This is a genomic window from Microbispora rosea (genome assembly GCF_900156315.1).
Taxonomy (GTDB): Bacteria; Actinomycetota; Actinomycetes; order Streptosporangiales; family Streptosporangiaceae; genus Microbispora; species Microbispora rosea.
In genome coordinates, this window is the sequence record NZ_FTNI01000022.1 from 16327 (window position 1) to 41309 (window position 24983).

The 24983-nt window shown below is 71.9% G+C and carries 24 protein-coding genes and 1 riboswitch; of the genes, 8 read left to right on the forward strand and 16 right to left on the reverse strand.

Annotation, left to right across the window (positions count from 1 at the left end):
* The first annotated feature begins 12 nt into the window (after positions 1 to 12).
* Complete coding sequence (locus tag BXA11_RS27310) at positions 13 to 981, forward strand: SAM-dependent methyltransferase (RefSeq protein WP_076439105.1); 969 nt, start codon at positions 13 to 15, stop codon at positions 979 to 981.
* On the opposite strand, the gene BXA11_RS27315 is transcribed toward BXA11_RS27310, so the two are convergent.
* Positions 971 to 2170, reverse strand: a complete 1200-nt coding sequence (locus BXA11_RS27315; protein WP_204053860.1) for a cytochrome P450 — start codon at positions 2168 to 2170, stop codon at positions 971 to 973. The genes BXA11_RS27310 and BXA11_RS27315 overlap by 11 nt on opposite strands.
* Positions 2171 to 2246: 76 nt before the next feature.
* Here BXA11_RS27315 and BXA11_RS27320 point away from each other — a divergent pair, with 76 nt between their 5' ends.
* The 3 genes from BXA11_RS27320 (at position 2247) to BXA11_RS27330 (ending at position 5893) form a co-directional block, all read left to right on the forward strand.
* A complete protein-coding gene (locus BXA11_RS27320; RefSeq protein WP_076439109.1) occupies positions 2247 to 2924 on the forward strand; it encodes a pentapeptide repeat-containing protein in 678 nt (225 codons plus the stop codon).
* Positions 2925 to 2984: 60 nt separating this feature from the next.
* Positions 2985 to 3100: riboswitch (SAM riboswitch) on the forward strand.
* Positions 3101 to 3186: 86 nt separating this feature from the next.
* Positions 3187 to 4446 (forward strand): aminotransferase class V-fold PLP-dependent enzyme, encoded by a 1260-nt coding sequence (locus tag BXA11_RS27325; RefSeq protein WP_076439304.1) that lies wholly within the window; start codon positions 3187 to 3189, stop codon positions 4444 to 4446.
* A gap of 241 nt (positions 4447 to 4687) precedes the next feature.
* Positions 4688 to 5893 (forward strand): NADH-quinone oxidoreductase subunit D, encoded by a 1206-nt coding sequence (locus tag BXA11_RS27330; protein WP_076439111.1) that lies wholly within the window; start codon positions 4688 to 4690, stop codon positions 5891 to 5893.
* 4 nt (positions 5894 to 5897) lie between these two features.
* Here the strand turns inward: BXA11_RS27330 and BXA11_RS27335 are convergent, their stop codons facing one another.
* From BXA11_RS27335 to dacB, 11 genes are all read right to left on the reverse strand, one after another.
* Complete coding sequence (locus BXA11_RS27335; protein ID WP_030507959.1) at positions 5898 to 6347, reverse strand: DUF3180 domain-containing protein; 450 nt, start codon at positions 6345 to 6347, stop codon at positions 5898 to 5900.
* Positions 6348 to 6365: 18 nt separating this feature from the next.
* Positions 6366 to 6866 (reverse strand): 2-amino-4-hydroxy-6-hydroxymethyldihydropteridine diphosphokinase, encoded by a 501-nt coding sequence (gene folK, locus BXA11_RS27340; RefSeq protein WP_030507958.1) that lies wholly within the window; start codon positions 6864 to 6866, stop codon positions 6366 to 6368.
* Positions 6863 to 7246: a dihydroneopterin aldolase gene (gene folB, locus BXA11_RS27345; RefSeq protein WP_030507957.1), complete on the reverse strand. Its 384-nt coding sequence runs from the start codon at positions 7244 to 7246 to the stop codon at positions 6863 to 6865. The genes folK and folB overlap by 4 nt, the downstream gene beginning before the upstream one ends.
* Entirely contained in the window at positions 7243 to 7668 is a 426-nt protein-coding gene (locus BXA11_RS27350; RefSeq protein ID WP_030507956.1) for a nuclear transport factor 2 family protein, read from the reverse strand. Before BXA11_RS27350 ends, folB begins: the two co-directional genes overlap by 4 nt.
* A 22-nt stretch (positions 7669 to 7690) precedes the next feature.
* The gene (folP, locus tag BXA11_RS27355; protein WP_076439113.1) at positions 7691 to 8563 is read right to left on the reverse strand and encodes a dihydropteroate synthase; all 873 of its coding nucleotides are present in this window, start codon (positions 8561 to 8563) and stop codon (positions 7691 to 7693) included.
* A gap of 74 nt (positions 8564 to 8637) precedes the next feature.
* Positions 8638 to 9234, reverse strand: a complete 597-nt coding sequence (folE, locus tag BXA11_RS27360; protein WP_030507954.1) for a GTP cyclohydrolase I FolE — start codon at positions 9232 to 9234, stop codon at positions 8638 to 8640.
* A gap of 2 nt (positions 9235 to 9236) precedes the next feature.
* Positions 9237 to 11243: an ATP-dependent zinc metalloprotease FtsH gene (gene ftsH, locus BXA11_RS27365; protein ID WP_076439115.1), complete on the reverse strand. Its 2007-nt coding sequence runs from the start codon at positions 11241 to 11243 to the stop codon at positions 9237 to 9239.
* A gap of 267 nt (positions 11244 to 11510) precedes the next feature.
* Positions 11511 to 12068 (reverse strand): hypoxanthine phosphoribosyltransferase, encoded by a 558-nt coding sequence (hpt, locus tag BXA11_RS27370; RefSeq protein ID WP_051761693.1) that lies wholly within the window; start codon positions 12066 to 12068, stop codon positions 11511 to 11513.
* A 12-nt stretch (positions 12069 to 12080) separates the two neighbouring features.
* Positions 12081 to 13091, reverse strand: a complete 1011-nt coding sequence (gene tilS / locus BXA11_RS27375) for a tRNA lysidine(34) synthetase TilS (RefSeq protein WP_076439117.1) — start codon at positions 13089 to 13091, stop codon at positions 12081 to 12083.
* Positions 13092 to 13279: 188 nt separating this feature from the next.
* Positions 13280 to 14329: a zinc-dependent metalloprotease gene (locus BXA11_RS27380; protein WP_030507950.1), complete on the reverse strand. Its 1050-nt coding sequence runs from the start codon at positions 14327 to 14329 to the stop codon at positions 13280 to 13282.
* 57 nt (positions 14330 to 14386) lie between these two features.
* On the reverse strand, positions 14387 to 15772 hold the full coding sequence (gene dacB, locus BXA11_RS27385) for a D-alanyl-D-alanine carboxypeptidase/D-alanyl-D-alanine endopeptidase (protein ID WP_204053861.1): 1386 nt from the start codon (positions 15770 to 15772) through the stop codon (positions 14387 to 14389).
* A gap of 86 nt (positions 15773 to 15858) precedes the next feature.
* On the opposite strand from dacB, the gene BXA11_RS27390 reads away from it, so the two are divergent.
* Entirely contained in the window at positions 15859 to 16362 is a 504-nt protein-coding gene (locus BXA11_RS27390) for an inorganic diphosphatase (protein WP_030507948.1), read from the forward strand.
* 83 nt (positions 16363 to 16445) lie between these two features.
* Here the strand turns inward: BXA11_RS27390 and BXA11_RS27395 are convergent, their stop codons facing one another.
* From BXA11_RS27395 to BXA11_RS27410, 4 genes are all read right to left on the reverse strand, one after another.
* The gene (locus BXA11_RS27395; protein ID WP_083744622.1) at positions 16446 to 17612 is read right to left on the reverse strand and encodes a C40 family peptidase; all 1167 of its coding nucleotides are present in this window, start codon (positions 17610 to 17612) and stop codon (positions 16446 to 16448) included.
* Between the two features lie 103 nt (positions 17613 to 17715).
* Positions 17716 to 19752, reverse strand: a complete 2037-nt coding sequence (locus BXA11_RS27400; protein WP_076439119.1) for an RNA polymerase sigma factor — start codon at positions 19750 to 19752, stop codon at positions 17716 to 17718.
* A gap of 177 nt (positions 19753 to 19929) precedes the next feature.
* Positions 19930 to 21036 (reverse strand): saccharopine dehydrogenase NADP-binding domain-containing protein, encoded by a 1107-nt coding sequence (locus BXA11_RS27405; RefSeq protein WP_076439121.1) that lies wholly within the window; start codon positions 21034 to 21036, stop codon positions 19930 to 19932.
* 47 nt (positions 21037 to 21083) lie between these two features.
* A complete protein-coding gene (locus tag BXA11_RS27410) occupies positions 21084 to 21857 on the reverse strand; it encodes an FxLYD domain-containing protein (RefSeq protein WP_076439127.1) in 774 nt (257 codons plus the stop codon).
* A gap of 244 nt (positions 21858 to 22101) precedes the next feature.
* On the opposite strand from BXA11_RS27410, the gene BXA11_RS27415 reads away from it, so the two are divergent.
* The 3 genes from BXA11_RS27415 (at position 22102) to BXA11_RS27425 (ending at position 24975) form a co-directional block, all read left to right on the forward strand.
* On the forward strand, positions 22102 to 22971 hold the full coding sequence (locus BXA11_RS27415; protein WP_076439130.1) for a helix-turn-helix transcriptional regulator: 870 nt from the start codon (positions 22102 to 22104) through the stop codon (positions 22969 to 22971).
* 80 nt (positions 22972 to 23051) lie between these two features.
* Positions 23052 to 24062, forward strand: coding sequence for an alcohol dehydrogenase catalytic domain-containing protein (locus BXA11_RS27420; protein WP_076439133.1), 1011 nt, complete (start codon positions 23052 to 23054; stop codon positions 24060 to 24062).
* A 16-nt stretch (positions 24063 to 24078) separates the two neighbouring features.
* On the forward strand, positions 24079 to 24975 hold the full coding sequence (locus BXA11_RS27425; RefSeq protein WP_076439134.1) for an SDR family NAD(P)-dependent oxidoreductase: 897 nt from the start codon (positions 24079 to 24081) through the stop codon (positions 24973 to 24975).
* The last annotated feature ends 8 nt before the right edge of the window (positions 24976 to 24983 follow it).

Here is a 24983-nt window from a genome sequence, read left to right on the forward strand (position 1 = left end):
ACGTACGACGCTGTGGAGGTCACCTGGCGGGAGGCCATGCGGCGGGCGCTCTACGGCGCGGAGGGTTTCTACCTGCGGGAGCGCCCCGACCGGCATTTCCGCACGTCGGTGCAGGCCTCGCCGGTCTTCGCCGAGGCCGTGCTGCGCCTGCTCCTGCGGGCCGACGCCGCCCTCGGCAGGCCCGACCGGGTCGATCTCGTGGACATGGGCAGCGGCACCGGCCTGCTGGCCGCCCGAGTGCTCGCCGCCGCGCCGCCGGACCTCGCGGAGCGGCTTCGGGTCACCGCCGTCGACCTGTCCCCCCGGCCGGCCGATCTCGACCCCCGCGTCGCCTGGGAGCCGGAGGCGCCGTACGGGATCGGGGGCCTGGTGATCGCCAACGAGTGGCTGGACAACGTGCCGCTCGACGTCGCCGAGATGACGCCGGACGGCCCTCGCCTCATGCTCGTGGACCCCTCGACCGGCGACGAGAGGCTCGGGCCCGCTCCCGGCCCGGAGGACCTCGCCTGGCTGGAGCGCTGGTGGCCGCTGCGTTCGCCGGGGGAACGCGCCGAGATCGGCCGCCCGCGCGACGAGGCGTGGGCCTCGCTGATCGCGCGGATGGCGCGCGGCACGGCGGTCGCCGTGGATTACGCCCACCTGGCCGGGCGGCGGCCCCCGCTCGGCACGATCGCCGGATATCGCGACGGCGCGGTCGTCCCGGCCACGCCGGACGGGTCGTGCGACATCACGGCCCACGTCGCGCTGGACGCCTGCGCGGCGGCCGGAGAGCGGGCGGGGGCGCGGGCGTCCACGCTCACCACGCAGCGGGAGGCGCTGCGGGAGCTGGGGGTCACCGGCGCCCGGCCGCCGCTCGCGCAGGCGTCGGCCGATCCCGCCGGATACGTGCGCGCGCTCGGCCGGGCCGCGCAGGAGGCCGAACTGATCGACCCGGCCGGTCTCGGCGGCTTCGGCTGGCTCAGTCAGACCGTCAGACGGTGACCTTGAGCGACTCCAGGCCGCGCATAATGTAGCTGGGCTTCCAGGCGGGCTCCTCGGCGAGCTCCAGCTTGGGCGCCAGCCGGAGCAGGGCGGCGAACGACTCGGCCATCTCGACCCGCGCGAGCGGCGCGCCGAGGCAGAAGTGGATGCCGGCGCCGAACGAGATGTGCGGGTTGTCCGCCCGGCCGATGTCGAGACGGTCGGGGTCGGCGAAGACCTCGGGGTCCCGGTTGGCCGAGCCGAACAGCAGCGCGATCTCCACCCCCTTGGGGATCGTGACCCCGCCGACCTCGATGTCCTCCAGCACCCACCGCTCGAACATCTGCGCCGGGGTGTCGTAGCGCAGCACCTCCTCGACCGCCGTCGGCATCAGGCCGGGGTCGGCGCGCAGCCGCTCCAGCTCACCCGGGTTGCGGAACAGCGCCCACCATCCGCTGCCGGTGGCGTTGACCGTGGCCTCGTGACCGGCGTTGAGCAGCAGCACGCAGGTGCCGATCAGCTCGTCCTCGGTCAGCCGGTCGCCGTCGTCCACCACCTGGGCCAGCGCCGAGATCATGTCGTCGCCCGGCCGGTCCCTGCGCGCCCTGGCCAGCTCGCGCAGGTAGCCGGCGAACTCCGTGGCCGCGCCTACGGCCGTGTGCTGGGCCTCCAGCGAGGGATTCAGCTCGTACATCCCGCAGATGTCGGCCGACCAGGGACGCAGCAGGTGCCGGTCGGCCTCGGGCACGCCCAGCATTTCGGCGATCACGGTGACCGGCAGCGGCTCGGCCACCTCGGCCAGCAGGTCGCCGCCGCCGCGCTCGACCAGTCCCTCGGTCAGCTCGGTCGCGATCCTCCGCACCCGGGGCCGCAGCGACTCGACCATGCGGGGCGTGAACGCCTTGGACACCAGGCGGCGCAGCCGCGTGTGGACCGGCGGCTCGACGTCGAGCATCCCGGCCCGGATCACCCGCCAGAACGGTTCCTGGAACTCCGGCTCGGGCTCGCGGCCGAACGCCTCGTGCGTCGCCACGTGCAGGTAGGACCGGCCGAGGCGCCGGTCGCGCAGCAGCGCGTTCACATCGGCGTGGCGGGCGATCAGCCACTGCCCTGTCGGCTCGAAGAAGCTGACCGGATCGTTGTCGCGCAGGTCGCGGTAGGCGTCATAGGGGTACGCGATGAACTCGGCATTCCAGGGATCAAACTTCACAATGGACAACAATACGGATAAAAGGCCTCGCCTGGGAGTACGGGCGTACGGGTGCGTCATGCCGTAGGTTGGGGCGATGCCGAAGCGCCGCGAACAGCATCGCAGGGAACCTCGCGAACTCGGCGATCTGCCTTATGCCGATCATCTGGAGCCGTTCGACGGCCGGCTCAGCCAGGGCGGCGACTACGACACGGTCCTGTTCGACGGGCAGGAGTTCGATGACGCCGACGCCGGAGGCGCCCGGTTCATGGAGTCGGCGTTCACCTCGGTGACGTTCACCGGCGGCCGCTATCGGCGCGCCCGGTTCTCCGACGTGTGGATGAACGGCGTGCGCTGGGTGGGCGGCGACCTCACCGAGTCCGTCTGGGTGGACGCGGAGATCGTCATGAGTGCCCCGGCCGGCACGGCGCTGCCCGGCGCCGAGATGCACCAGGTGTTCTTCCACCGCTGCAAGCTCGACTCGGTCAACCTCCGCGCGGCCGAGCTGCGGGAGGTCTCCTTCGTCGAGTGCACGCTGCGCGACGTGGACTTCGCGGGCGCCACGCTGACCGGCGTCGACTTCCCCGGATCCACGCTTGAACGGGTGCGGTTCGACAAGGCGCGCATGTCCCGGGTCGACCTGCGCGGCGCGGTGTCCCTGGGCATCTCCGACGGCTACGACGCGCTGCGCGGCGCGACCGTCAGCGGCGTCCAGCTGATGGAACTCGCTCCGATGTTCGCCCACGTCCTGGGGGTCACGGTCGACGACGGCTGACCTCGCCCGAGCCGCCCGCACTTGCGGCCGGAGGGCGGGGTCGGGTTATAGTGCCGTCCAGGTCATGAGTGCCAGCGTCAAGCCCCGGCTTGCTGGCCGGCAACCCTCGCGCTCGCGGCGGGGTGCCCCGGGTGAGGACCGGGTCCGGCACGAGGTGTGCCGGGCAAGCGCGGGCTCCGCCTTCCGACGCCATGGCCGGGGTCCCCGACCCAGGAGGATTGGCGTGTCCGCACTCACCTTCGTCCAGCAGGCCGTCACCCGCATCTCCGCCACCCACGTCTCCGAGCCCGATCTCGCCCCCGTGCGCCTGCCGGCCGTCGTGGGCGCCGATCTGGAGGTGCCCGTCAGGGGCGGCAGGCTCGTGCCGTACGCGAACCTCGACTACGCGGCGAGCGCGCCCTGTCTGGAGCCGGTGAACGCCGCCGTCGCGGCGGCGCTGCCGGCCTACTCCAGCGTCCACCGGGGCGCGGGCTACGCCTCGCAGCTCACGACGGCCAGGTATGAGCAGGCCAGGCACACCGTGCGGGCCTTCGTCGGCGCCCGGCCCGGCGACGCGCTGGTCTTCGTGCGCAACACGACCGACGCCATGAACCTGCTGGCCCGCAGCCTCCCCGAGGGCACCACCGTCGTCGTGTTCGAGACCGAGCACCACGCCTCGCTGCTGCCCTGGCCCGACGCCGTACGGCTCGCGCCGCCCGCCTTCCCCGGCGAGGCGCTTCGCGCGGCCGACGAGGCGCTGGCCGCGATCGACGGCCCCGCCCTGCTCGTCGTGACCGCGGCCTCCAACGTCACCGGCGAGCTGTGGCCGATCGCCGGGCTGGCGCACATCGCCCACCGGCACGGCGCGCGGATCGCCGTGGACGCCGCCCAGCTCGTCCCCCACCGCGGGCTCAACCTCGCCGCGCTCGACCTCGACTACGTGGCCTTCTCCGGGCACAAGCTCTACGCCCCGTTCGGCGCCGGGGTGCTCGTGGGCCGCCCCGACTGGCTCGCCGACGCCGATCCGTACCTGCGCGGCGGCGGAGCCGTACGGTCCGTGGGCGAGACGGTGGACTGGAGCGACGACCCCGAGACGCGGCACGAGGCCGGCACCCCCAACGTGCTCGGCGCGATCGCGCTGGCCGCCGCCTGCGACGCACTGACCGCGACGGGCTGGGCCGCGCTGGTGCGGGAGGAGGAGCGGCTGCTCGCCCGCCTGCGTGCCGGGCTCGCCGCGATCCCCGGCGTCCGCGAGCTGTCGCTGTGGGGGCAGGACCACCCGCGCGTCGGCATCGTGTCGTTCACCGTCGAGGGCCGCACCGCCCGGGAGGTCGCCGAGGCGTTGTCGGCCGAGTGGGGCATCGGCGTCAGGGACGGCAAGTTCTGCGCCCATCCGTTCGTCCGCCACCTCCTCGGCGGCGGGGAGGACGGCGGCTGCGCGGACGGCACGGTCAGCGCCGTACGCGCCTCGATCGGCATCGGCACCACCACCGAGCACGTCGACCGCCTCATCGACGCCCTACACGACCTAACCCGGGCGTGATCTCGTAGTTTGCCGCAGGAATGCCATATGACCTGCGGCGCGATCCTTCGTGATCATGCAATAAATCGCGCCCGAACCGCCCGACCAGGGCATCCAGGTAGAGGCGACAGCCACTCGATCACTGCGAGATCACCGACCCTGTCGCCGCAGCGTACGGGCCGTCGTTGCGACAAACTACAAGATCACGGCGGGGGTGAAGGGGAGGGGCGGAATGGCGGGTGGGCGTGAAACCATGGATGGTATGACGACCGAGCAGGACGGCGTGCCGACCGGGCAGGAGGGCGGGCGCACCGAACGCATCGTGGGGCTCGGCTCGGGAGCCGACGCCGTGCAGGCGAGGGAGCTGGCCACCGAGGACATGATCCTCAACATCGGCCCGCAGCATCCTTCCACCCACGGCGTGCTGCGGCTGCGGCTCGTCCTCGACGGCGAGCGCATCACGGCCGCCGAGCCGATCGTCGGCTACATGCACCGCGGGGCGGAGAAGCTGTTCGAGGTGCGCGACTACCGGCAGATCATCGTGCTCGCCAACCGGCACGACTGGCTGTCGGCGTTCGCCAACGAGCTTGGCGTCGTGCTCGCGGTCGAGCGCATGCTGGGCATGCAGCCCCCGGCCAGGGCGGTGTGGGCCAGGACGCTGCTCGCCGAGCTCAACCGCGTGCTCAGCCACCTGATGTTCCTCGGCAGCTATCCCCTGGAGCTCGGCGCGATCACGCCGGTCTTCTACGCCTTCCGCGAGCGGGAGACCCTGCAGCACGTCATGGAGGAGATCTCCGGCGGCCGCATGCACTACATGTTCAACCGGGTGGGCGGGCTGAAGGAGGAGCTGCCCCTGGGCTGGCTCGACCGCGTCACCGCCGCCGTCGCCGCCGTGCGGCGGCGGCTGCCCGACATCGAGGAACTGATCGCCGGCAACGAGATCTTCCTGGCCCGCACCCGCGGCATCGGGGTGCTCGACCGCGAGACGATCATGCAGTACGGCGTGAGCGGCCCCATCGCGCGGGCCTCGGGCGTCGACTTCGACCTGCGGCGCGACGAGCCCTACCTCGCGTACGGCGAGCTGCCGGTGAAGGTCGTGACCCGGTCGGCCGGGGACTGCCAGGCCCGGTTCCAGGTGCTGCTCGAACAGGTCAAGGTCTCCCTCGACCTCGCCGACGCCTGCGTCGAGCGCCTGCGGCACCTGCCGCCGGGACCGATCAACCAGCGGCTGCCGAAGGTGCTGAAGGCGCCCGAGGGCCACACGTACGCCTGGACCGAGAACCCGCTCGGCCTCAACGGCTACTACCTCGTGTCGCGCGGCGAGAAGACGCCCTGGCGGCTCAAGCTGCGCAGCGCCTCCTACAACAACATCCAGGTGCTGCGGGAGATGCTGCCGGGCAACCTGGTCGCCGACATGATCGCAATCCTCGGCTCGATGTTCTTCGTGGTGGGCGACATCGACAAGTAGGGAATCAGGCTTCCCCGGACGGCTCGCCGGGCACCCGGCAGCAGTGTTCGAGGAACAGTGCCGCGCAGATCAGGATCACGCAGGCCACGAACGACCCGCCTCCGACGAGCGCGTCCTGGCGGGGCTTGTCCAGGTCGAGCAGTTCGAGCACGTGCACCACGAACCCGGCGAAGATGCCGCCGAACGCCGCCCCGGCGTACGCCGTCGCCTTGGCCAGCGCCGCCAGGCGGGCGACGGCCAGCGGCTCGACGGGCTTGGTGTTCGGGCGGCGCAGAATCCTCGCCCGGGTCAGCCAGCCCGTGTACGCCTCGCCGACGGCCAGCAGCAGCGTGGTGGGAATCGCGGTCCACGGCAGGGTCGGCACCTCGGAGTAGAACTGCAGCAGCAGCCCCCAGGTGAGCAGGCCGAACACGAGCACGAGGCCGACGAGCACGCCGGGATTGCTGGGCTTCACGCGGGGACTCCTCGTCGATCAGGCCGGGGGTTCGAGCACGAGGTCGGGCCGCAGCCGCACCCCGCTCTGGTCCATGTCGGCCAGCAGGGCCGCCACCGACCCGCGTCCGGGCAGCACCGCCGCCGGATCGGCCTGTGCCCACGGGACCAGCACGAACGCCCGCTCGTGCGCCCGGGGGTGCGGGAGCGTGAGCTCGGGGTCGTCCGACATGAGGTTCCCGACCGTGATGAGGTCCACGTCGAGCGTGCGCGGGCCCCACCGCTCCCTGCGCTCGCGGCCGAACGCGTTCTCGACGCTCTGCGCGCGGTCGAGCAGCGTGCGGGGATCGAGCATGCTCTCGGCGACCACGACCGCGTTGAGGTAGGGGCCCTGCTCGGGGCCGCCGACCGGATCGGTCTCGTAGACCGGCGACACCGCCACGAACGTGAGCCCGGGGGCGTCGAACAGCGAGTCGACGGCTCCCTGGAGGTTGTCGATGCGGCGGCCGAGGTTGCTGCCGAGCGCGATCACGACCCTCATGCGCGGCCCCTTCTGATCGTCACCACCACGTCGCCGAACGGCAGCGGGATGGGCGCCGCCGGCTTGTGCACGCTGACCTCCGCCTCCTCGACCAGCTCATGGGCCAGGCAGGCCGCCGCCAGCCGTTCTGCGAGGGTTTCGATGAGGTTGACCGGCTCGCCCTCCACGATGCGGACGAGCTCCGCCGCGAGCGCCCCGTAGTCCACGGTGAGCGTCAGGTCGTCGGCCGCAGCCGCCGGAGCGGTGTCGAACGACAGGGCCACGTCGATCACGAACTCCTGGCCCAGCTCGCGCTCCGCGGGCAGGCAGCCGTGCCTGCCACGGGCCCGCAGACCCGTCAATCGCACGGTGTCACGACCGGTCGCCGCCCGCGCCGTCACTGCTCCTGGTCCTCCTCGTCGTCGTCGCTCTGCAGGACCGGTGAGCCGTGGTAGAGCCACAGCCGCCAGCCGGTCCCGGTCCGCACGTAGGTGCTGGAGGCGACGACCCGGCCCGCCGCGAAGCCCGGCTCGTCGGTGTCGGCCGCCGTGAGGATGTTCTCCGCACAGGTGACCACGGCGACGTCCCCGATCACGGTCGTCTGCACGTCGGTCAGCACGAACTGGATGTACGGCGTGTTGGCCATGATGAGCGCCCAGGAGCGCAGCACCTCCGACCGCCCGGTCAGCATCGGCCAGCCGGGGTGGACGCACGTGGCCGGACGTCCCGGGACGTCCTCGATCCAGATCTCCGACATCTTGTCGAGGTCGCCGCTCTCGATGGCGTTGTAGAACGCCTGGTTGAGCTCCTCGATGTCCTTCATCGGCGTCCCTGTCGGCATCTCGTCACCGGCCCTCGTCAACATGTCGTACGGGTGCTGCCCCCCACGCGGCGGCCACACGCACCGCGTCGGCGTTCGCCCGCACCCGGTGCACCCGCACGCACCATGCGCCGGCCCGCGCCGCGAGCGCGGTGACGGCGAGTGTGGCGTCGTCGCTGCCGTCGAACGGCCGGGGCTCGCCGTCCGGTCCCGCCAGCAGTCGGCCGAGGAAGCGTTTCCTCGACGCCCCGATCAGCAACGGGCGGCCGAGGCGGTTCAGCTCGCCGATCCCGGCCAGCAGGGCCCAGTTGTGCGCGGCGTTCTTGGAGAACCCGAGGCCCGGGTCGAGCACGACCTGCTCCTCCCGCACGCCCTCGGCCAGCACGGAGTCGACCCGCTTGCGCAGCTCCTCCGCCACCTCGGTCACGACGTCGCCGTAGATGGCCCGGCTGTCCATGTCGCGGCTGTGCCCGCGCCAGTGCATCACCACGTACGGCACGCCGGTCGCGGCCACCACCCGCGGCATCACCGGGTCGGCCAGCCCGCCGCTCACGTCGTTGACGAGCTTCGCCCCCGCCGCGACGGCCGCCTCGGCCACCTCCGCGCGCATGGTGTCGACGCTGACCGTCACGCCCTCCTCGGTGAGCGTGCGGATCACCGGCTCGACGCGGCGCAGCTCCTCGTCGAGGGACACCCGCGCCGCGCCCGGGCGGGTGGACTCGCCGCCCACGTCGACGATGTCGGCGCCCTCGGCCACGAGGTCGAGGCCGTGCCTGATCGCGACGTCGGCGTCGAACCACTGCCCGCCGTCGGAGAAGGAGTCGGGGGTGACGTTGACCACGCCCATGACCAGACAGCGCCCAGACTCGGGCATACCGGGCACACTCGCTGCGGTCATGGGGTCAAGACTAGTGCCCCGAGACCCGGTGCCCGTCAGGCAGGAGCGGCGTCCCAATCGGCCGTCGCCCGCGCTCAGCCGCGCAGGATCAGCGACATGGCCTCGGCCCTGGTCGCCTCGCTGGAACGGAAGTCACCCCGGACGGCCGATGTGATCGTCTTTGCCCCGGGCTTGCGCACGCCGCGCATGGTCATGCACATGTGCTCGGCCTCGATGACCACGATCACGCCGCGCGGCTCCAGCACCTGCATCAGGCCGTCGGCGATCTGGGAGGTCATCCGCTCCTGGACCTGCGGCCTGCGGGCATAAACGTCCACCAGCCTGGCCAGCTTGGACAGGCCGGTGATGCGCCCCTTCTCGTTCGGGGTGTAGCCGATGTGGGCCACCCCGTGGAACGGGAGCAGATGGTGCTCGCAGGTGGACATCACCTCGATGTCCTTGACGAGCACCATCTCGTCGTGGTCCGCGTCGAACATCGTGGTCAGCGCGTCCTCGGGCCGCTGGCCCAGACCGGCGAACTGCTCGGAGAACGCGCGGGCCACGCGGGCCGGGGTGTCCCGGAGCCCGTCGCGATCGGGGTCCTCCCCGATCGCGAACAGGATCTCCCGGACCGCCTTCTCGATCCGGTCGTGGTCGAAGCCGGGAGGCGGCCCCGCCATGGGTTCGGCCATGGTCAGGCCTCGTCCCGCTGCGTCGACTGGTCGTTGACCCACGGAGTGGAGCCGGCGCCGCCGGCGGGCAGCGCGGAGCCGTTGCCGTTCGCGCGCTCCTTCGGCGTGATGACCGGAGGACGGTCGGACGGCAGACGCTTGCCGTAGCCGGCGTAGGAGGGACGCTTCTCCTTGGGCACGACGGGCGAGAAGATCTCGAGGACCTGCTCCCGGGAGAGCGTCTCCTTCTCCATCAGTTCGAGCACGAGGTTGTCGAGCACGTCGCGGTACTGGACGAGGATCTCCCACGCCTGGTCGTGCGCGCTCTCGATGTAGCGGCGGACCTCCTCGTCGATCGCCGAGGCGATCTGCTCGGAGTAGTCGCGCTCGTGGCCCATCTCACGGCCGAGGAAGACCTCGCCGTTGCCGCTGCCGAACTTGCGGGCGCCGAGCCGCTCGCTCATGCCGTATTCGGTGACCATGCGGCGGGCGATCGAGGTCGCCTTCTCGATGTCGTTGGACGCGCCGGTGGTGGGCTCGTGGAAGACGAGCTCCTCCGCGGTGCGGCCGCCGAGCAGCATGGCGAGCTGGTCGAGCATCTCGGACCGGGTCGCGAGGAACTTGTCCTCCATCGGCAGCGTCATCGTGTAACCGAGGGCGCGGCCGCGGGACAGGATCGTGATCTTGTGGACCGGGTCGGAGTTGGGCAGCGCGTGGGCCACCAGGGCGTGGCCGCCCTCGTGGTAGGCGATGATCTTCTTCTCCTGGTCCGACATGACCCGGGACTTGCGCTCGGGACCGGCCATCACGCGGTCGATCGACTCTTCGAGAGTGTTCATCGTGATGAGCTTCTGGTCCTGGCGGGCGGTCAGCAGGGCCGCCTCGTTGATCACGTTCGCGAGGTCGGCGCCGGTGAAGCCGGGCGTCCTGCGGGCGATCACGTCGAGGTCGACGTCCTGCGCGAACGGCTTGCCGCGGCCGTGGACGCGCAGGATGCCCTTGCGACCCTCCAGGTCGGGCCGGTCGATGACGACCTGCCGGTCGAAGCGGCCGGGGCGCAGCAGCGCGGGGTCGAGGATGTCGGGGCGGTTGGTCGCGGCGATGAGGATCACGCCGCCCTTGACGTCGAAGCCGTCCATCTCGACGAGGAGCTGGTTCAGGGTCTGCTCGCGCTCGTCGTGGCCGCCGCCGAGGCCCGCGCCGCGGTGCCGGCCGACGGCGTCGATCTCGTCGATGAAGATGATCGCCGGGGCGTTCGCCTTGGCCTGCTCGAACAGGTCGCGGACGCGGGAGGCGCCGACGCCGACGAACATCTCGACGAAGTCGGAACCGGAGATCGAGTAGAACGGCACGCCCGCCTCACCCGCGACGGCGCGGGCGAGCAGGGTCTTGCCGGTGCCGGGCGGGCCGTACAGCAGCACACCCTTGGGGATCTTGGCGCCGATGGCCTGGAACTTCGCCGGGGCCTGGAGGAACTCCTTGATCTCCTGGAGCTCCTCGATGGCCTCGTCGGCCCCCGCGACGTCGGCGAAGGTCGTCTTCGGAGTGTCCTTGGTGATGAGCTTCGCCCGCGACTTGCCGAAGTTCATGACCCGGGAGCCGCCGCCCTGCATCTGGTTCATGATGAACAGGAAGATCAGGACGATGATGATGATCGGCAGGAAGCTGACCAGCAGGCTGACGAGGAAGTTCTCCTTCGCCACATCGACCGTCCAGCCCTGGGTGGGCTTGGCCTGCTCGAGCGCCTGCGTGAGCTGGACGCCCTGCCCCTCGACCCACAGGGCCTGGATGCGGTCGGTCGTCTTGCCTCCGACCTCGACGGGCCGGTTAAGTGTCAGCTCGACGCGCTGGTCCTTGTCGACCACGGTCGCGCTCTTGACATTGCCCTGCTGAATCTGCTGGACGACCGTCGAGGTGTCGGCGGTGGTGTAGTTGCCGCCGCCGCCGAACATCGTGGTGACGAGCAGGAGAAGCAATACGATGCCCAGGATCCACAGCAGTGGGCCACGTGTAAATCGCTTGAGATCCATCCGTTGCGGAACCCCGGCGGGCCCGTCCCTTCCTGACCAAGGCCTGCCCCGGGAAACCCCGGGGTCGCGGCATCCCTTACCGCTCCTTCTGGCTACCGCGGGACGGCCGACCGGCCTCCCACGGATATCCGAAGGTACACCCGGCAGCCGCGTCGGGTAACTGCCCGAGCGGCTCCGGCTTTGCCTTTCCAACGTACGTCAGCCAACCCCGTGTTCCCCGTCCCGGCGCCCAATAACGCCTGATTCGAGGGTCACTTCGCTAAGGGCTTACTCCCCTCCGTACACATGAGGCGCAAGAGTCCCGATGAACGGCAGGTTGCGATACCGCTCCGCGTAATCGAGCCCGTACCCGATGACGAACTCGTTGGGGATGTCAAAACCGACGTAACGGACGTCCAACTCGACCTTCACCGCGTCCGGCTTGCGCAACAGCGTGCAGATCTCCACGGACGCCGGGTTGCGCGACTTCAGGTTGTTCATCAGCCACGAGAGGGTCAAGCCGGAATCGATGATGTCCTCGACCACGAGCACGTGCTTGCCGGCGATGTCGGTGTCGAGATCCTTCAGCACCCGCACCACGCCGGACGACACGGTCCCCGCGCCGTACGAGGAAACGGCCATCCAGTCCATCTGCACGGGCACGTGCAGCGCGCGGGCGAGATCGGCCATGACCATGACCGCGCCCTTGAGCACGCCGACGATCAACACTTCCTTACCGGCGTAGTCGGCGTCGACCTGGCCCGCCAGTTCTCTGATCTTCTCCTGTAGCTCCTGCTCGGAGATGAGGACTCGGGAGAGGTCCTTGCCCATGTCGGCTGCGTCCACCTGGGGTTTTCCTTACGCGAGCGAGAGTTTGTCCACGGCGAACACAAGGGTGCCACAGCGCCTGACCACCCCCACCCCCCCGGGTAGGTCCACCCCCTTCTGCCCGTGCCAGCCGGTCACCAGCCGCTCGACCGCCTCGATGTGCACCGCCGCGAGCGCGGCGGCGTGCGCCCCGGCCTCCACGGCCGCGCGTTGGATGACCCGCCGCCGCACCGCCCCCGGCACGTCCGCCAGCACGGACACCTCCAGTTCCCCCGCCGGGCCCCGTGACCGCGCGTGGACGGCGTCCGCCCACGCGTCCAGGGCGTCGGCGTCGTCCCTGCACAGCCGGGCCGTACGGGCGAGCGCGTCGGCGATCCCCGGCCCCAGCGCCGCCTCCAGCGCCGGCAGGGCGTCGCGCCGCACCCTGACCCTGGTGTACGCCGGGTCGTCGTTGTGCGGGTCGTCCCAGGGACGCAGGCCGAGCGCGTCACACGCCTGCCTGGTGCGCGCCCGGCCGAGCCCCAGCAGGGGGCGCCGGTAGATCCCCGAGACTTCCGCCATGCCGGACAGGGACCGCGTGCCGCTGCCGCGGGCCAGGCGCAGCAGCACGGTCTCCGCCTGGTCGTCGCGCGTGTGGCCGAGCAGGACCGCGGCGGCGCCCAGCCGGCCGGCCGCGGCGGACAGCGCGGCGTAGCGGGCTTCCCGCGCCGCGGCCTCGGGGCCTCCGGCCGTGCCGACCGCGACGGTCAGCGCCTCGGCCGGGTCGAGACCGAGCGTGGGCGCGAGCCGTACGAGGTCACGGGCCCGGCCTGCCGAGCCCTCCTGCAGGCCGTGGTCGACGGTGAGCAGCCCGGCGCGCAGGCCGAGGCGCGGGGCGGCGAAGCCGGTGGCCGCCGCCAGCGCCAGCGAGTCGGCGCCGCCGCTGCAGGCCACGAGGACGAGCGCGCCGGACGTCTCCCCCGCCCTCCCAGAGGCGGCGAGGTCCGCGAGCGACAGCCGTACGGCGCGGCGGACGTCGGCGACGGCGGGATTCGGGCCCATGCCGCCATTCTGGCGGTGCCGCCCGTGGGCCGGGCAACTTCCCGGCCCGGCGACTGCATGATCACGACAGACGTCGGCCCAGGTCAGCCCGGAGGTGGCCGGTTTATCGCGTGATCACGGAGGGATGCGCCGCAGGTCAGAGGGGATCCCTGCGACAAACTACAAGATCACGGCGGTGGGGTGGGGGGTTAGGCGGAGGTCAGGACGCGGGACATCCAGGCGTGCGGGTCGGCGATCTCCCCGCGGTCGGGCAGGGTCTCCGGCGAGGTCCAGACCTTGTTGAACGACTCCATGCCGGCCTCGTCCACGACGGTGCGGACGAAGTGGGAGCCCTCGGCGTACTGCTTCATCTTCAGCTCGATGCCGAGCAGCCGGCGGACGAGCTGGTCGAAGCGCGAGCCGCCCTCGCGGCGGCGCTGGAACTTGGCGCGGATCTCGGCGACCGACGGCACGACGGACGGGCCCACCGCGTCCATGACGTAGTCGCCGTGCCCCTCCACCAGCGTCATCACGGCCGTCACGCGGTCGAGCACGGCCTTCTGCTCGGGCGTCTGGATGGCCTCGATGAGGTTGCCCTCGCCGCCCCTGAAGGCGTCGGCCACGGCGTCGGAGGCGGCGCGCAGGCGCTCCAGCAGGGTCGCCAGGTCCATCTCGGACGCGAGGAGGAACTCGGTCATCTGGCCGCGGACGTACTCCCTGAGCCAGGGGACGCCGGTGAACTGCACCCGGTGGGTCTCCTCGTGCAGGCACACCCACAGGCGGAAGTCGCGGGGGTCGACGCCCAGCTCGCGCTCGGCGTGCACGATGTTGGGCGCCACCAGCGTCAGGCGGCCGGTCGGGGCGTTGCCCGAGGGGTCGGGCGGGAGGAACAGCTCGTACTGCCCGAGCACCCGGGAGGCGAGGAAGGCCAGCACCGCGCCGACCTCGAGCCCGGTGATGCGCGAGCCGACCGCGCCGACGACCGCCGGCATGTTCGACATCTTCTGCGTCAGCGGCTCCAGCACCACGCGGAAGCCGTCCACGTTCGCGCGGATCCACCCGGGACGGTCGACCACGGTCGCCGCCTCGGGCGTCGCCGAGTCGATGCGGGTGAACTCCCGCACGTGCCCCTCGGCGTCCCGCGACAGCCGCCGCAGTTCGAGGACCGCCTGCCTGGCCTCCTCGCGGCTCACCTGAGGGCCGGGCCGCACAAGGCGCACCCCGGTCGCGACGGCCAGATCCCAGTCGATCACCTGCATACCCACCACCGTACGTTCTCCGACTTCTCGCCGCGCATGCAGGCGTGAGGGGGATCGTTAGCTCTGGGAGACGATTGTGGCCATCTTGTCGAGGGCGGTGATCGCCTCCGGCGGATTGGCCACCTGGTCGGCCATGAACGCGAAGGTCAGCAACCGGCCCTCGGATGTGTACGCGATGCCCGCCAGGGTGTTCACCCCGTTCAAAGTGCCCGTCTTGGCGCGCACCAATCCGGCGCCGGCCTTCGAATCGGACTTCTCATATCGATTGTGCAGAGTTCCCGTGAAATGCGCGATCGGCAGACCGCTGATCAGCGAGTGCAGCTCCGGATGGGCGGGGGACGCCGCCACGGACAGGATGTGGGCGAGTGCCGTCGGCGTGATTCTGTTCCTCGTGGACAGCCCGCTGCCGTCGTGGACCTCCACCCCGCCGCCCACGCCGAGACGGGTGAGCACGCGCCCGACCGCCGTGGGCACGCCCTGGAAGGTGTGCGGGAGGCCTTCCTTGATGGCGGCATGACGGGCGAGCGCCTCGGCGAGATCGTTGTCGCTGTGGGTGAGCGTCCGCTCCACGAGCGCGTAGATCGGGCCGGACTCCACCCGGGCCAGCTCCTGCGCCGTTGGCGCAGCCTTCGCGGAGTCGACCCCCTTGCCCACCTTGATGCCGTTCTTCCTGAGCAACGTGGCGAACGCGTCGGCGGTGGCCTGGGCCGGGTCCGGGTAGCGGGCGCCGTTGGCCGCCCGGCCCTCGTCCATCATGAGCGCGGACACCGGGGCGACGCTGCCCTCCGGGATGTACGTCGGTTTCCAGCCCGGCGCCGTGCGCGGTCCGCCGAACAGGGACGCGTCGTACGACAGGTCCACCGAGGTGAGCTTCGCCGCCTTGAGCGCCTTGGCCGTACTCGACGCGAGCCGGGCGAGCGACGCCGGCCGGGGGTAGGTCTCCTCCTGCTCGCGGGCGTTCGTGCCCGGGCCGGCCAGGGTGGGGTCGCCGCCGCCGACCAGGACGATCGATCCGGCGGATGCCCCCCGTACGACCCGGGTGGCCAGGCGGGCGTCCGGCCCCACGGTGGCCAGCACCGTCAGCGCGGTGACGAGCTTGGTGGTCGAGGCCGGGGTGATGGCGGTGCCCGAGCGGCCGTCGAAGATCGGCGTTCCCGTCGCGACGTCGAGCACGATCCCCGCCACGCTGCCGCCGAGGGCGGGGTCACCCATCGCAGCGGTGAGCCGCGTGGTCAAAGTACCCTTGGCGGGGAGAGCCCCTTCCCCCGCCGCGGCCAGAACAGGACCCGCGGTCACCAGGGGGATCGGGGCCGGCTTCGGGGACGCGACCGGAGCCGGGGTTCTGTCGGCGTCATGGGTGATCAGATACGTGCCCGCGAGGACGACGAAGATCTGCAGCAGGGCGAGGGTGGCCACCACCATCCACCGCTCACGTCGCACCACTACACCCTCATTTCGCGCCGACCTTGACCACGCCTACGAGACATTAACGCCAGCCCGGGAGACCGGGGACTCATGCGGAGGAACGAGTGGAGTTCGACGTTGTCGTTGAGATCCCCAAGGGACAACGGAACAAGTACGAGGTTGACCACAAGACCGGCCGCATACGTCTGGACCGCCTGCTTTTCACGTCTACCCAGTACCCCGCCGACTACGGCTTCATCGAGAACACCCTCGGTGAGGACGGAGACCCGCTCGACGCGCTGGTCCTGCTCCAGGAGCCGACCTTTCCCGGTTGCCTGATCCGCTGCCGCGCCGTCGGGATGTTCCGGATGACCGACGAGAAGGGCGGCGACGACAAGGTCCTTTGCGTTCCGGCGACCGATCCGCGGATGGAGCACATCCGCGACATCCACCACGTCGCCGAGTTCGACCGGCTGGAGATCCAGCACTTCTTCGAGGTCTACAAGGACCTGGAGCCCGGCAAGTCGGTCGAGGGCGCCAACTGGGTCGGCCGCGTCGAGGCCGAGGCCGAGATCGTCGCCAGCATCAAGCGCTTCGAGGAGACCGAGCACCACGACGAGGAGCACTGACTCAGGGAGCGTCCCGCGGATCGTGCCGTAGCGAGGCGCCGCCTGGGCGACCGCGGTAGGCGAAGGATCCAAGGGGCGCGACCCTAGCCGGGCCGGGTGGCGCCGACCAGATCGTGGCGCCAGATGGGCGAGATGCGCACCACGTCCCCCGTCTGGGGGGCGTGGACCATCATGCCGCGCCCGATGTAGATGCCCACGTGGTGGATGTCGCCGGGATTCCGGCTCAGCCGGCCGTAGAAGATAAGGTCGCCGGTGCGCAGTTCCTTGAGCGGGACGTGCTGTCCCGACGTCCACTGCGTGCCGGTCCAGTGATCGAGTGACACCCCGGCCCGCTGCCAGGCCCGCATCGTCAGCCCCGAGCAGTCGAACCCGGACGGGCCTGCGGCGGCCCACACGTACGGCTTGCCGATCTGTTTGAGCGCCCATTGGGCGGCCATCTCGCCGGGCCCCGAGCCGAACCGCCCGGTCCAGGCCGGCGGCTTCAGGCTTATGCGTGCGGGGAGCGCCGTCCGCCTGGCCGACTGGCGGGCCTCGGCCCTCGCCTGTTTCAGCTTGTCGACGCGGTCGCGCGCGGCCTCCAGGCGTTTGGAGATGTCCGCTTTCTCCTGCTCGATCTGCTTGGTCTGTTCAAGCTGTTCGTCGACGGCCCGCTGTGCCGCGTCCTTCGCCTGTCGCACCTCGTCGGCGCTGTGCGACTGCTCGGTGTAGGCACGGGCCGCCTGTTCTCGGAGGATCTCGAAGACCTGTTGCGCGTCTTTCAGCCGTTGCAGCGAAGCGGTCTGTTCGTCGCCGAGCTGCGTCAGCATGCTGGCTCTTCGCAGGAAACCGCGCACGTCGCCGATGCCGCCGATCATGGCGGCGGCGGACGGTGACAGCCGCACCGCGCCGTACCCCTCGGCCACCCTCGCGGCCACCTCTCCGCGCAGCCGGTCGACCTGGTCGGACGCCTGGCGGACCCGCCGCGCCGACTGCTCGTACGCGGCACGCGCCTGCTCAAGCTGCACGAGTTGTCCGTTGTACGTCTCCACGAGCCGCTCGGCCTCGGTGTCCAAGTCCTCCCGGCGGGCCTGCGCGCTCGCGAGGTCGGCCTCGGCCTTGCCCAGTTCCCGTGCGCGCTCCTGCACCTGCTGGCGCGCCTTGGCGACGTCCTTGGCGGACGGTTTCGGATCGGCTCCCGCCGGGGCTCCGAAGGTCAGGACGAGACTTGACCCGAGCCCGGCGACCAGCCCCGATGCTCTGAGGAGTGGCAATTCCTTCCCCTTCCCTGCTCCACTCCCCTCACTTCCCGGCGACTACTCTCCGTACACATTGAAGTTACGCCCAGTAATCAACCTATGTGGTAGGTCGTCCCGTTTAGACAGGGAAAGCCCTTCCAGGCCCTCCGGAGCCTCCGGCCGGGGCGCCGGAGGTGTCACGACGCTCCGGTCCGCGGTCGGAGCCGCCGTCCCGGGTTCCGCCGGGCACGCCCGGCGGGGAGCCGTCCCGGCCGGGACGACCGGGACCCGGACCGTCGCGGTGCGAGCCGTCCGGGGCGGGGCCGCCGGGCCGGACCTGCCGCGGCGGGCCACCGTTTCCGCCGCTCCGTGCCTTTCCACCGCCTCCGGCGCTCTGTGGCCTCCCGCTGCCTCCGGCGCTCTGTGGCCTCCCGCTGCCTCCGGCGCTCTGTGGCCTCCAGCCTGTGGGTGGCCTCCCGCCTGAGGATTCCCGAGCCTTCCAGGCGCCCTGCGCCTCGTACCGGCCGCCGCTTCCACCGCGCCACGGCGGGACGGACGATGGCCCGCCGTGGTCACCGGAGGGCTTGCGGGAAGGCGCGGCAGCCGGGGGCCACTCCCTGTGGGGACGGGGATGGTGCTGGTGGTCATGCCAGGGCGGACGGTGTCCCGGCCAGTGCGCGGGAGGCGGTCCGCCCCGGGGCGGCCAGCCAGGGCCCGGGCCGCCGGAACCGTGTCCACCGGAACCCGGCCAACCGGAACCGGGCCCACCGGAGCCCGGCCCGCCGGAGCCGGAGCCGCCGGGGGTGGGCTGCTCCCCCGGCCCAGTGCCGGGGGTGCCGGGGGTGCCGGGAGTGCCGGGAGTGCCGGGAGTGATGGTGGGCTCGGGCGTCGGGCCGGACGGTGAGACGCCCGGGCCCTGCGAAGAGCCTGTGGGGTGCGCGGACGGGTTCCCGTGCGGCGCGGGCCGGTGCGGCCGGACGGCGGAGGGCGGCACCGGAGCGGGCAGCGGCACCGGGCGCGGCAGGGCGACCGGCCGCGCGGGAGCCACGGGCACGATCGGCTCGGCCAGGTCCGGGGAGACCGGAGGCGCGGGCGAGCGCCCGTCGTCCCCGTCGTCCTCGTCGTCCTCGTCCGGCGTCCCCTCGGGGGAGGCGGCGCCGCCGGACGGGCCGGCCGGGGCCTCCGCCGTGGGGAGCCGGAGCGAGCCGATCGTGTCGGCGGCCTGCTCACGCAGGTCGCCGGCGAACTGGGCGAACACGAGCGCGATCGTCGCCACCGCCGCGAGGGCGGCCACGGCGCCCGCCACCGCCTGCGCCAGCCTGCCCTCGCGGCGGCCGGCTCTCGGGAAGCCCGCGGCGCTGAGCCCGCCGACGCGCTTGGCGACGTACCGCCGATAGGGGACGAGTTCGGGGTCGATGAAGCTGCTGAGCACCCGCACCCGCAGGGTCTCGGGCAGGGCGATCTGCGGGAGCAGGCCGAACACCTTGGCCGGGGAGACCTGCCGGACGCGCTGCTGCGCGCAGGTCTCGCACCGCGCGAGATGCCGGATGAGCTGGGTCCGCGTCTGCGGGGTGAGCTCTCCCGTGAACCCGGCGAGGATGTCGGACGCCCGCGTGCAGCCGTGCGTGGCACGCCTGGCCAGGATCTCGACGGTCACCGTCTCACGCAGGCGTTCCGTGGCCGCGTCGAGGAGCGCCTCGGCATACCGCTCGCCGGTGCCGAGCACGGCGGCCAGATCACGGCCGGTCATCCCGTGCCGGGCCACGAGTTCGAGCACCTCCCGGTCCTCGACCGACAGCGCGCCCACGGCGCTGCTCGCGACGAGACGCAGGTCGGCCTCGGCGCCTTCGGCCGTGACGCCGGGGAAGGGCACGGTCGCGACGGGGAGCGGCCCGGTGTCCTCCGGCACGCCCCCCTCGCCCGGCGTCCGGCGGCGCATGCACTCGCCGCGGGCCAGGGCGTACAGCCAGGGACGGAACCTGTCCGTGTCGGCCAGCGAGCCGACAAGGGCCTCCGCGGCGATCAGCGTGTCGCGCAGGGCGACCTGGGCGGCGTCGGGCCCGGCCAGCAACGTGCGGCAGTACCGGTAGAGATTGCCCGCATATGTGTCATAAAGGGCGGCCAGCGCTCCCGGATCCCGGGCCTGCAACGCCTCGACCAGGACGCCATCATTCATATAACTGAGAGTAAATGCTCAGTAACTCCCCGCTCCACCCGTTCTTGCGAAGTCACACACCTACATCGTCAGCTTTTACACTCTGCCATCCGGTTCATTTGCCGGACTTCGCCGTTTTATTGCATGACTAATCGCGAAAAAACCGGCCCGTGGCACAAGACGCCGTACGGGCGCCTCTCACTCGCGCACGGCCATTCCCGCCTCGGCGCAGCCGCGCGTGAGCGCGTCGAGGCCGAAGGCGTCCACGGGCCCCAGGGCGCCGGTGCCGTGCACACCCTTAGCCAGCGCCGTCGTCGCCGCCCAGGCCAGCACGCCGGCCGTGAACTCGTACGGATCGCCTCCGACCAGGTGGACGGCGGCCAGGCGGCGGCCTCCCGCGTCGTACGCCTCGGCGACGACGCTCGACGACACGCCCGCTCCGGCGGGAGCCGGGGCGGCGCTCCCGCCCGTGCGGAGCACCCGATCGGCCAGCGCCTCGGTCGCCCGGCGGATCCCGGGCAGCGCGGCGATGACGGGCGTGGCCTTGGCCAGCACACCCGCGACCCTGGTCAGCCCGCCCAGCCAGCCGAGGTAGACGTTCACCTCGCGCAGGCCGGGATGCGCGGGCGGCAGCGTGAAGTGCTCGGAGGCCCCGATGGCCAGGCCGTGCCGCACGCGGCCGTCCACGAGGAACCTGCGGGTGCGGCCGTGCTCGGGGACGATCCGGCCCTCACGGAAGCCGTACATCGGTTCGAGGACCATTCCCAGCGCCGAGGCGCGGGTCCCGGCGCTCGCGCGCCGCGCCGCGCCGCTGCCCTCCACGAAGTAGCCGACGTCCACGCGTACGGCTCCCGCCCCGGCCTTGCGCAGGGCCAGGGCCGCGGCGAGGTTGCCGGGCACGTAGTCGTATCCGAAGGCGGTGACCAGGGCCGCGCCCCTGGCCGCCGCGGCGGGGCCGTACCGCTGGAAGATCCGCTTGACGAACGTCGGCTCTCCGGTGGTGTCGAAGTAGATCGCGCCCGTCTCGGTCGCGGCGGCGACCGCGGCCTCCCCCCGCCGGACGAACGGGCCGACGGTCGAGATCAGCACGTCTCCCGGCGCGACGATCTTTCGTACGGACTCGGGGCGGCCGACGTCGGCGACCGCGATGGACAGGTCTCCACCCAGCGCGTCGGCGAGAGCGGCGAGCCGCGTCTGGTCCCGCCCGGCCAGCAGCGGCCGGGCCCCGCGCGCGGCGAGCGCCTCGGCGGTGAGCCTGCCGGTGAAGCCGGTGGCTCCGAACAGCACGATCCTGGGGGTGGCCATCCCGCTACGGTAACCCGCCTGTCCGCTCAAGATCGGCAGTGGGCCGCTCACTGGCGCCGGTCGTTGGGCGGCGGATACCCGCGGTCCTTCGCGAACGGCTCCGTCGTCGGCGCGACCGTGTGCAGCGGAACGGCTCCCGCCTGGGCCAGGTCCTCGTATGTCTTGGCGGTCGAGCCCCAGGTCGTGGCCTGCACGTCGGTCGCGCCCGCCGATCCGCGCACCCCCTCGACGGTGATGACGAACCTGCGCTTGCCCCCCGGCCGCACGTCGTCCACGTACGACGTGGCCCCGCCGACGAGCTTGCCCGCCGTGTCACGCAGCAGGGCCGTGACGGCGAGGGCGGAGGCGGGCTTGCGGAACGGGTTGAGCACGTAGCCGGTGACGAGATACGACCCGTTCGTCAGCTTGTCCGTGCGGACGTCCGAGATCGGAAACTTGAGGAACGCCGACGGGATGCGCGGGATGGACCGCCACGAGGCGGGACGATAGTCGATCTTCACGCGGACCGGCTGGGCGGGGCTCGCGGCCTGGCCGCTGAAGGCCAGCGGGCGGCCGGGCGGCACCGCGTCCAGCGGCTGCTCCAGGTGGACGACCTCCTTGCCGGCGGCGTCCACGGCCGTGATCACGGCGATGGCGTTCTCCCCGAAGTGCCAGCGGTTCGGGTTGCTCAGCACCCCCGCCCAGGTCACCGCGTACCCGGCCCCCGAGCGCACGATCGAGGACACCTGCTCCTTGAGGGCCAGCGGCTGCGGGCCCTCCTGCTTGTCTTCCCTCGCGCACGACGCCATCGCCAGAGCGGCGAGGGCGAGTGCGACGGTCATGTGGCAACGTCGCGTCACTTAGCCGTCATAACCGCTGAATGGGACGCCGCCTCCGGGACACGCACGCCCCCGCCGGTATCTTTACCGGCCGTCTATCGCGGGCGGACCACGCGTGTCTCGTCCCGGACCGGCCACGCCGCGCTCTCCCCGCTCCTCTTCCCCCCGCAAGCCCATCGAAGTGCGGTGGGGAAGTATGGAAGCGGGGACATGCGGAAAGCGGCCGAGGAGGAACGGGGAGGACACGGTGGATCTCGGGGAACTGGGGTCGTTCCTGAGGTCGCGCAGGGACCGGCTGCGCCCGGAGGCCGTCGGCCTGCCGGGCGGCGGCCGGCGAAGGGTGCCCGGCCTGCGCAGGGACGAGGTGGCGGAGCTGGCGAGCCTGTCCGCCGACTACTACACGGAGCTGGAGCAGGGGCGCGGCCAGACCCCGTCGGAGCCGGTCGTGCACGCCCTGGCCCGCGCGCTGCGTCTGGGCCCGGACGAGACCGCCCACCTGTTCCACCTGGCGGGCCATCCGGCGCCGTTCGGGGCGGAGTCCGTACAGATGCAGTCGGCGCTGCAGCAGCTCATGACGCGGCTCGAGAACACACCCGCGATGGTGATCACCGACATCCACGAGGTGGTGGTGCAGAACCACAGCGCGCAGGTCCTCGTCGGCCCGCAGGCGGGGCTGACCGGAATTCGGGCCAGCTTCCTCTACCACTGGTTCACCGTCCCGGCCACCCGCGACCTCTATCCCCCGGAGGACCACGACTACCACTCCCGGCTGCTCGTCTCCGATCTGCGCGCCGCGGTCGCGCGTCGTGGCCCGACGGACGCCGTCAGCCGCGAGCTGATCGGCCACCTGCTGGACGCCAGCGACGAGTTCGCCGGGCTGTGGCGGGCGCACGAGGTCAAGGTCCGCCACGAGGAGTACAAGCGGGTCGTGAACCCGGTGCTCGGCACCCTCAAGGTCACCTGCAACAGCATCGTCACCGCCGACGCCGCCCAGCGGCTGCTCTGGTTCGTCCCCGACGACGCCGGCGTCGTGCCGAGACTGCGCACGCTCGACCCCGCCGACGTCTGGCGCGACACGCCCGGGCCGGCGTTCGGGCTGGCCGGAACCTGGGGTTGAGCACCCCTGGCTGCACCGGAGCATGCCCAGCACGCTGGTGAAGGCGGCGCGGGGGCGTCAGCCGTGCAGACGGAGGAAACATGCGTGCAGCACTCGCCAGCGGGGTCGGCGCCCCGCTGTCCCTGATCGAACGTGAGATCCCGGAGCCGGGCCCGGGCGAGGTCCTGGTGAAGATCACCGCCTGCGGCGTGTGCTTCACGGACTTCAACCTGCTCCGCGGGCACTTCCCGTTCGCCCGCTTCCCGATCGTGCCCGGCCATGAGATCACCGGCATGGTCGCGGCGCTCGGCAGCGGCGTCACCGGCCTGTCCGTGGGTGACGCGGTCGGGGCCCAGTTCTTGTACGACTCCTGTGGCCATTGCGACTACTGCGTGTCCGGCGACCAGATCCTCTGCCCGGCCAAGCGCATCACCGGCGTCACGGCCGACGGCGGCTATGCCGAGTTCGGCCTGTTCAAGGGCGGATATGTGACCCCGCTCCCGGCCGGGCTCGACCCGGTGGCCGCGGCGCCGCTGATGTGCGCGGGCCTCACCGCGTTCAACGGCCTGCGCCGGGCCGGGGCCACCGCGAGCTCCCGGGTGGCGATCATCGGCGCCGGCGGCATCGGCGCCCTCGCCGTCCAGTACGCCGTCGCCATGGGCGCCCGGGTCGCCGTGATCGGCCGGTCGGCCGCGGGCGAGGGGACCGCCAAGGAACTCGGCGCGGAGATGTACGTGGCCAGCCGGGACACCGACCCGGCCGCCGCCCTCAAGGCGTGGGGCGGCGGCGCGGACGTCATCCTGAACGCCGCACCTTCAAACGAGGCCGCCTCCGCCGTCCTCACCGGGCTCGCCCCCGACGGCACGATGGTGCTCTGCGGCTACGACAACACCCCGCTCACCCTCAGCGCCCAGCCGATGGTCCTCAACCGGCTGCACGTCATGGCCTCTCCGTCCGGATCGCCCCACGACCTGCGCGACACGCTGGCCTTCTCCGCCCAGCACCGCATCCTGCCCAAGGTCACGCCGATCGGCCTCGACGAGGCACCGGCGGTTCTCGACGCCATGGGCGGCGGGTCCGGCGGCGGCCGCCGCGTCATCACGTTCGCGTGACTCGTAAGGAATATCGATGAGCAAGACCATCCTGATCACCGGGGCGAGCTCCGGATTCGGCGCGCTGTCCGCGCGCGCCCTGGCCCGGGCCGGGCACACCGTGTACGCGGCCATGCGCGCCACCACCGGCCGCAACGCCCCGCACGTCGCCGAGGCGGCCGGCTACGCCAGGGAACTCGGCGTGGACCTGCGCACGGTCGAGCTGGACGTGCTCTCGCAGGAGTCGGTGGACGTCGCGGTCGCGACCATCCTGGCCGACACGGGCGGCATCGACGTGGTCGTGCACAACGCCGGCCACATGGTGCTCGGCCCCGCCGAGGCGTTCACCCCCGAGGAGCTCGCCGCCGTCTACGACACGAACGTGCTGGGCAGCCAGCGGCTCAACCGGGCGGTCCTGCCGCACATGCGCGAGCGGCGGCAGGGCCTGCTGCTGTGGATCGGCTCCAGCTCCACCAGGGGCGGCACCCCGCCGTACCTCGCGCCCTACTTCGCCGCCAAGGCGGCGGCCGACGCCCTCGCGGTGTCGTACGCGGCCGAGCTGGCCCGCTTCGACATCGAGACCACCATCGTCATTCCCGGCGCGTTCACCTCGGGCACCAACCACTTCGCCAACGCCGGACACCCGGCCGAGCAGACGGTGCTCGCGGCCTACGAGGAGCGGTACGGCGCGCTGATGGAGCAGGTGGGCGAACGGCTGGCCGCGCTGCAGCCGCCCGGCGCCGACGTGTCCCTGGTCGCCGACGCCGTCGTCCAAGTCGTGGACACCCCGCACGGCACGCGGCCCTTCCGGGTGCACGTGGATCCGCTCGACGACGGGTCGGCCGAGGTGAGCGAGGTCGCCGACCGCATCCGCGCCCGCTTCCTCACCCGCATCGGACTGGCGGACCTGCTCGGTCCGCACTCCACCGCCTGACCCTGTCG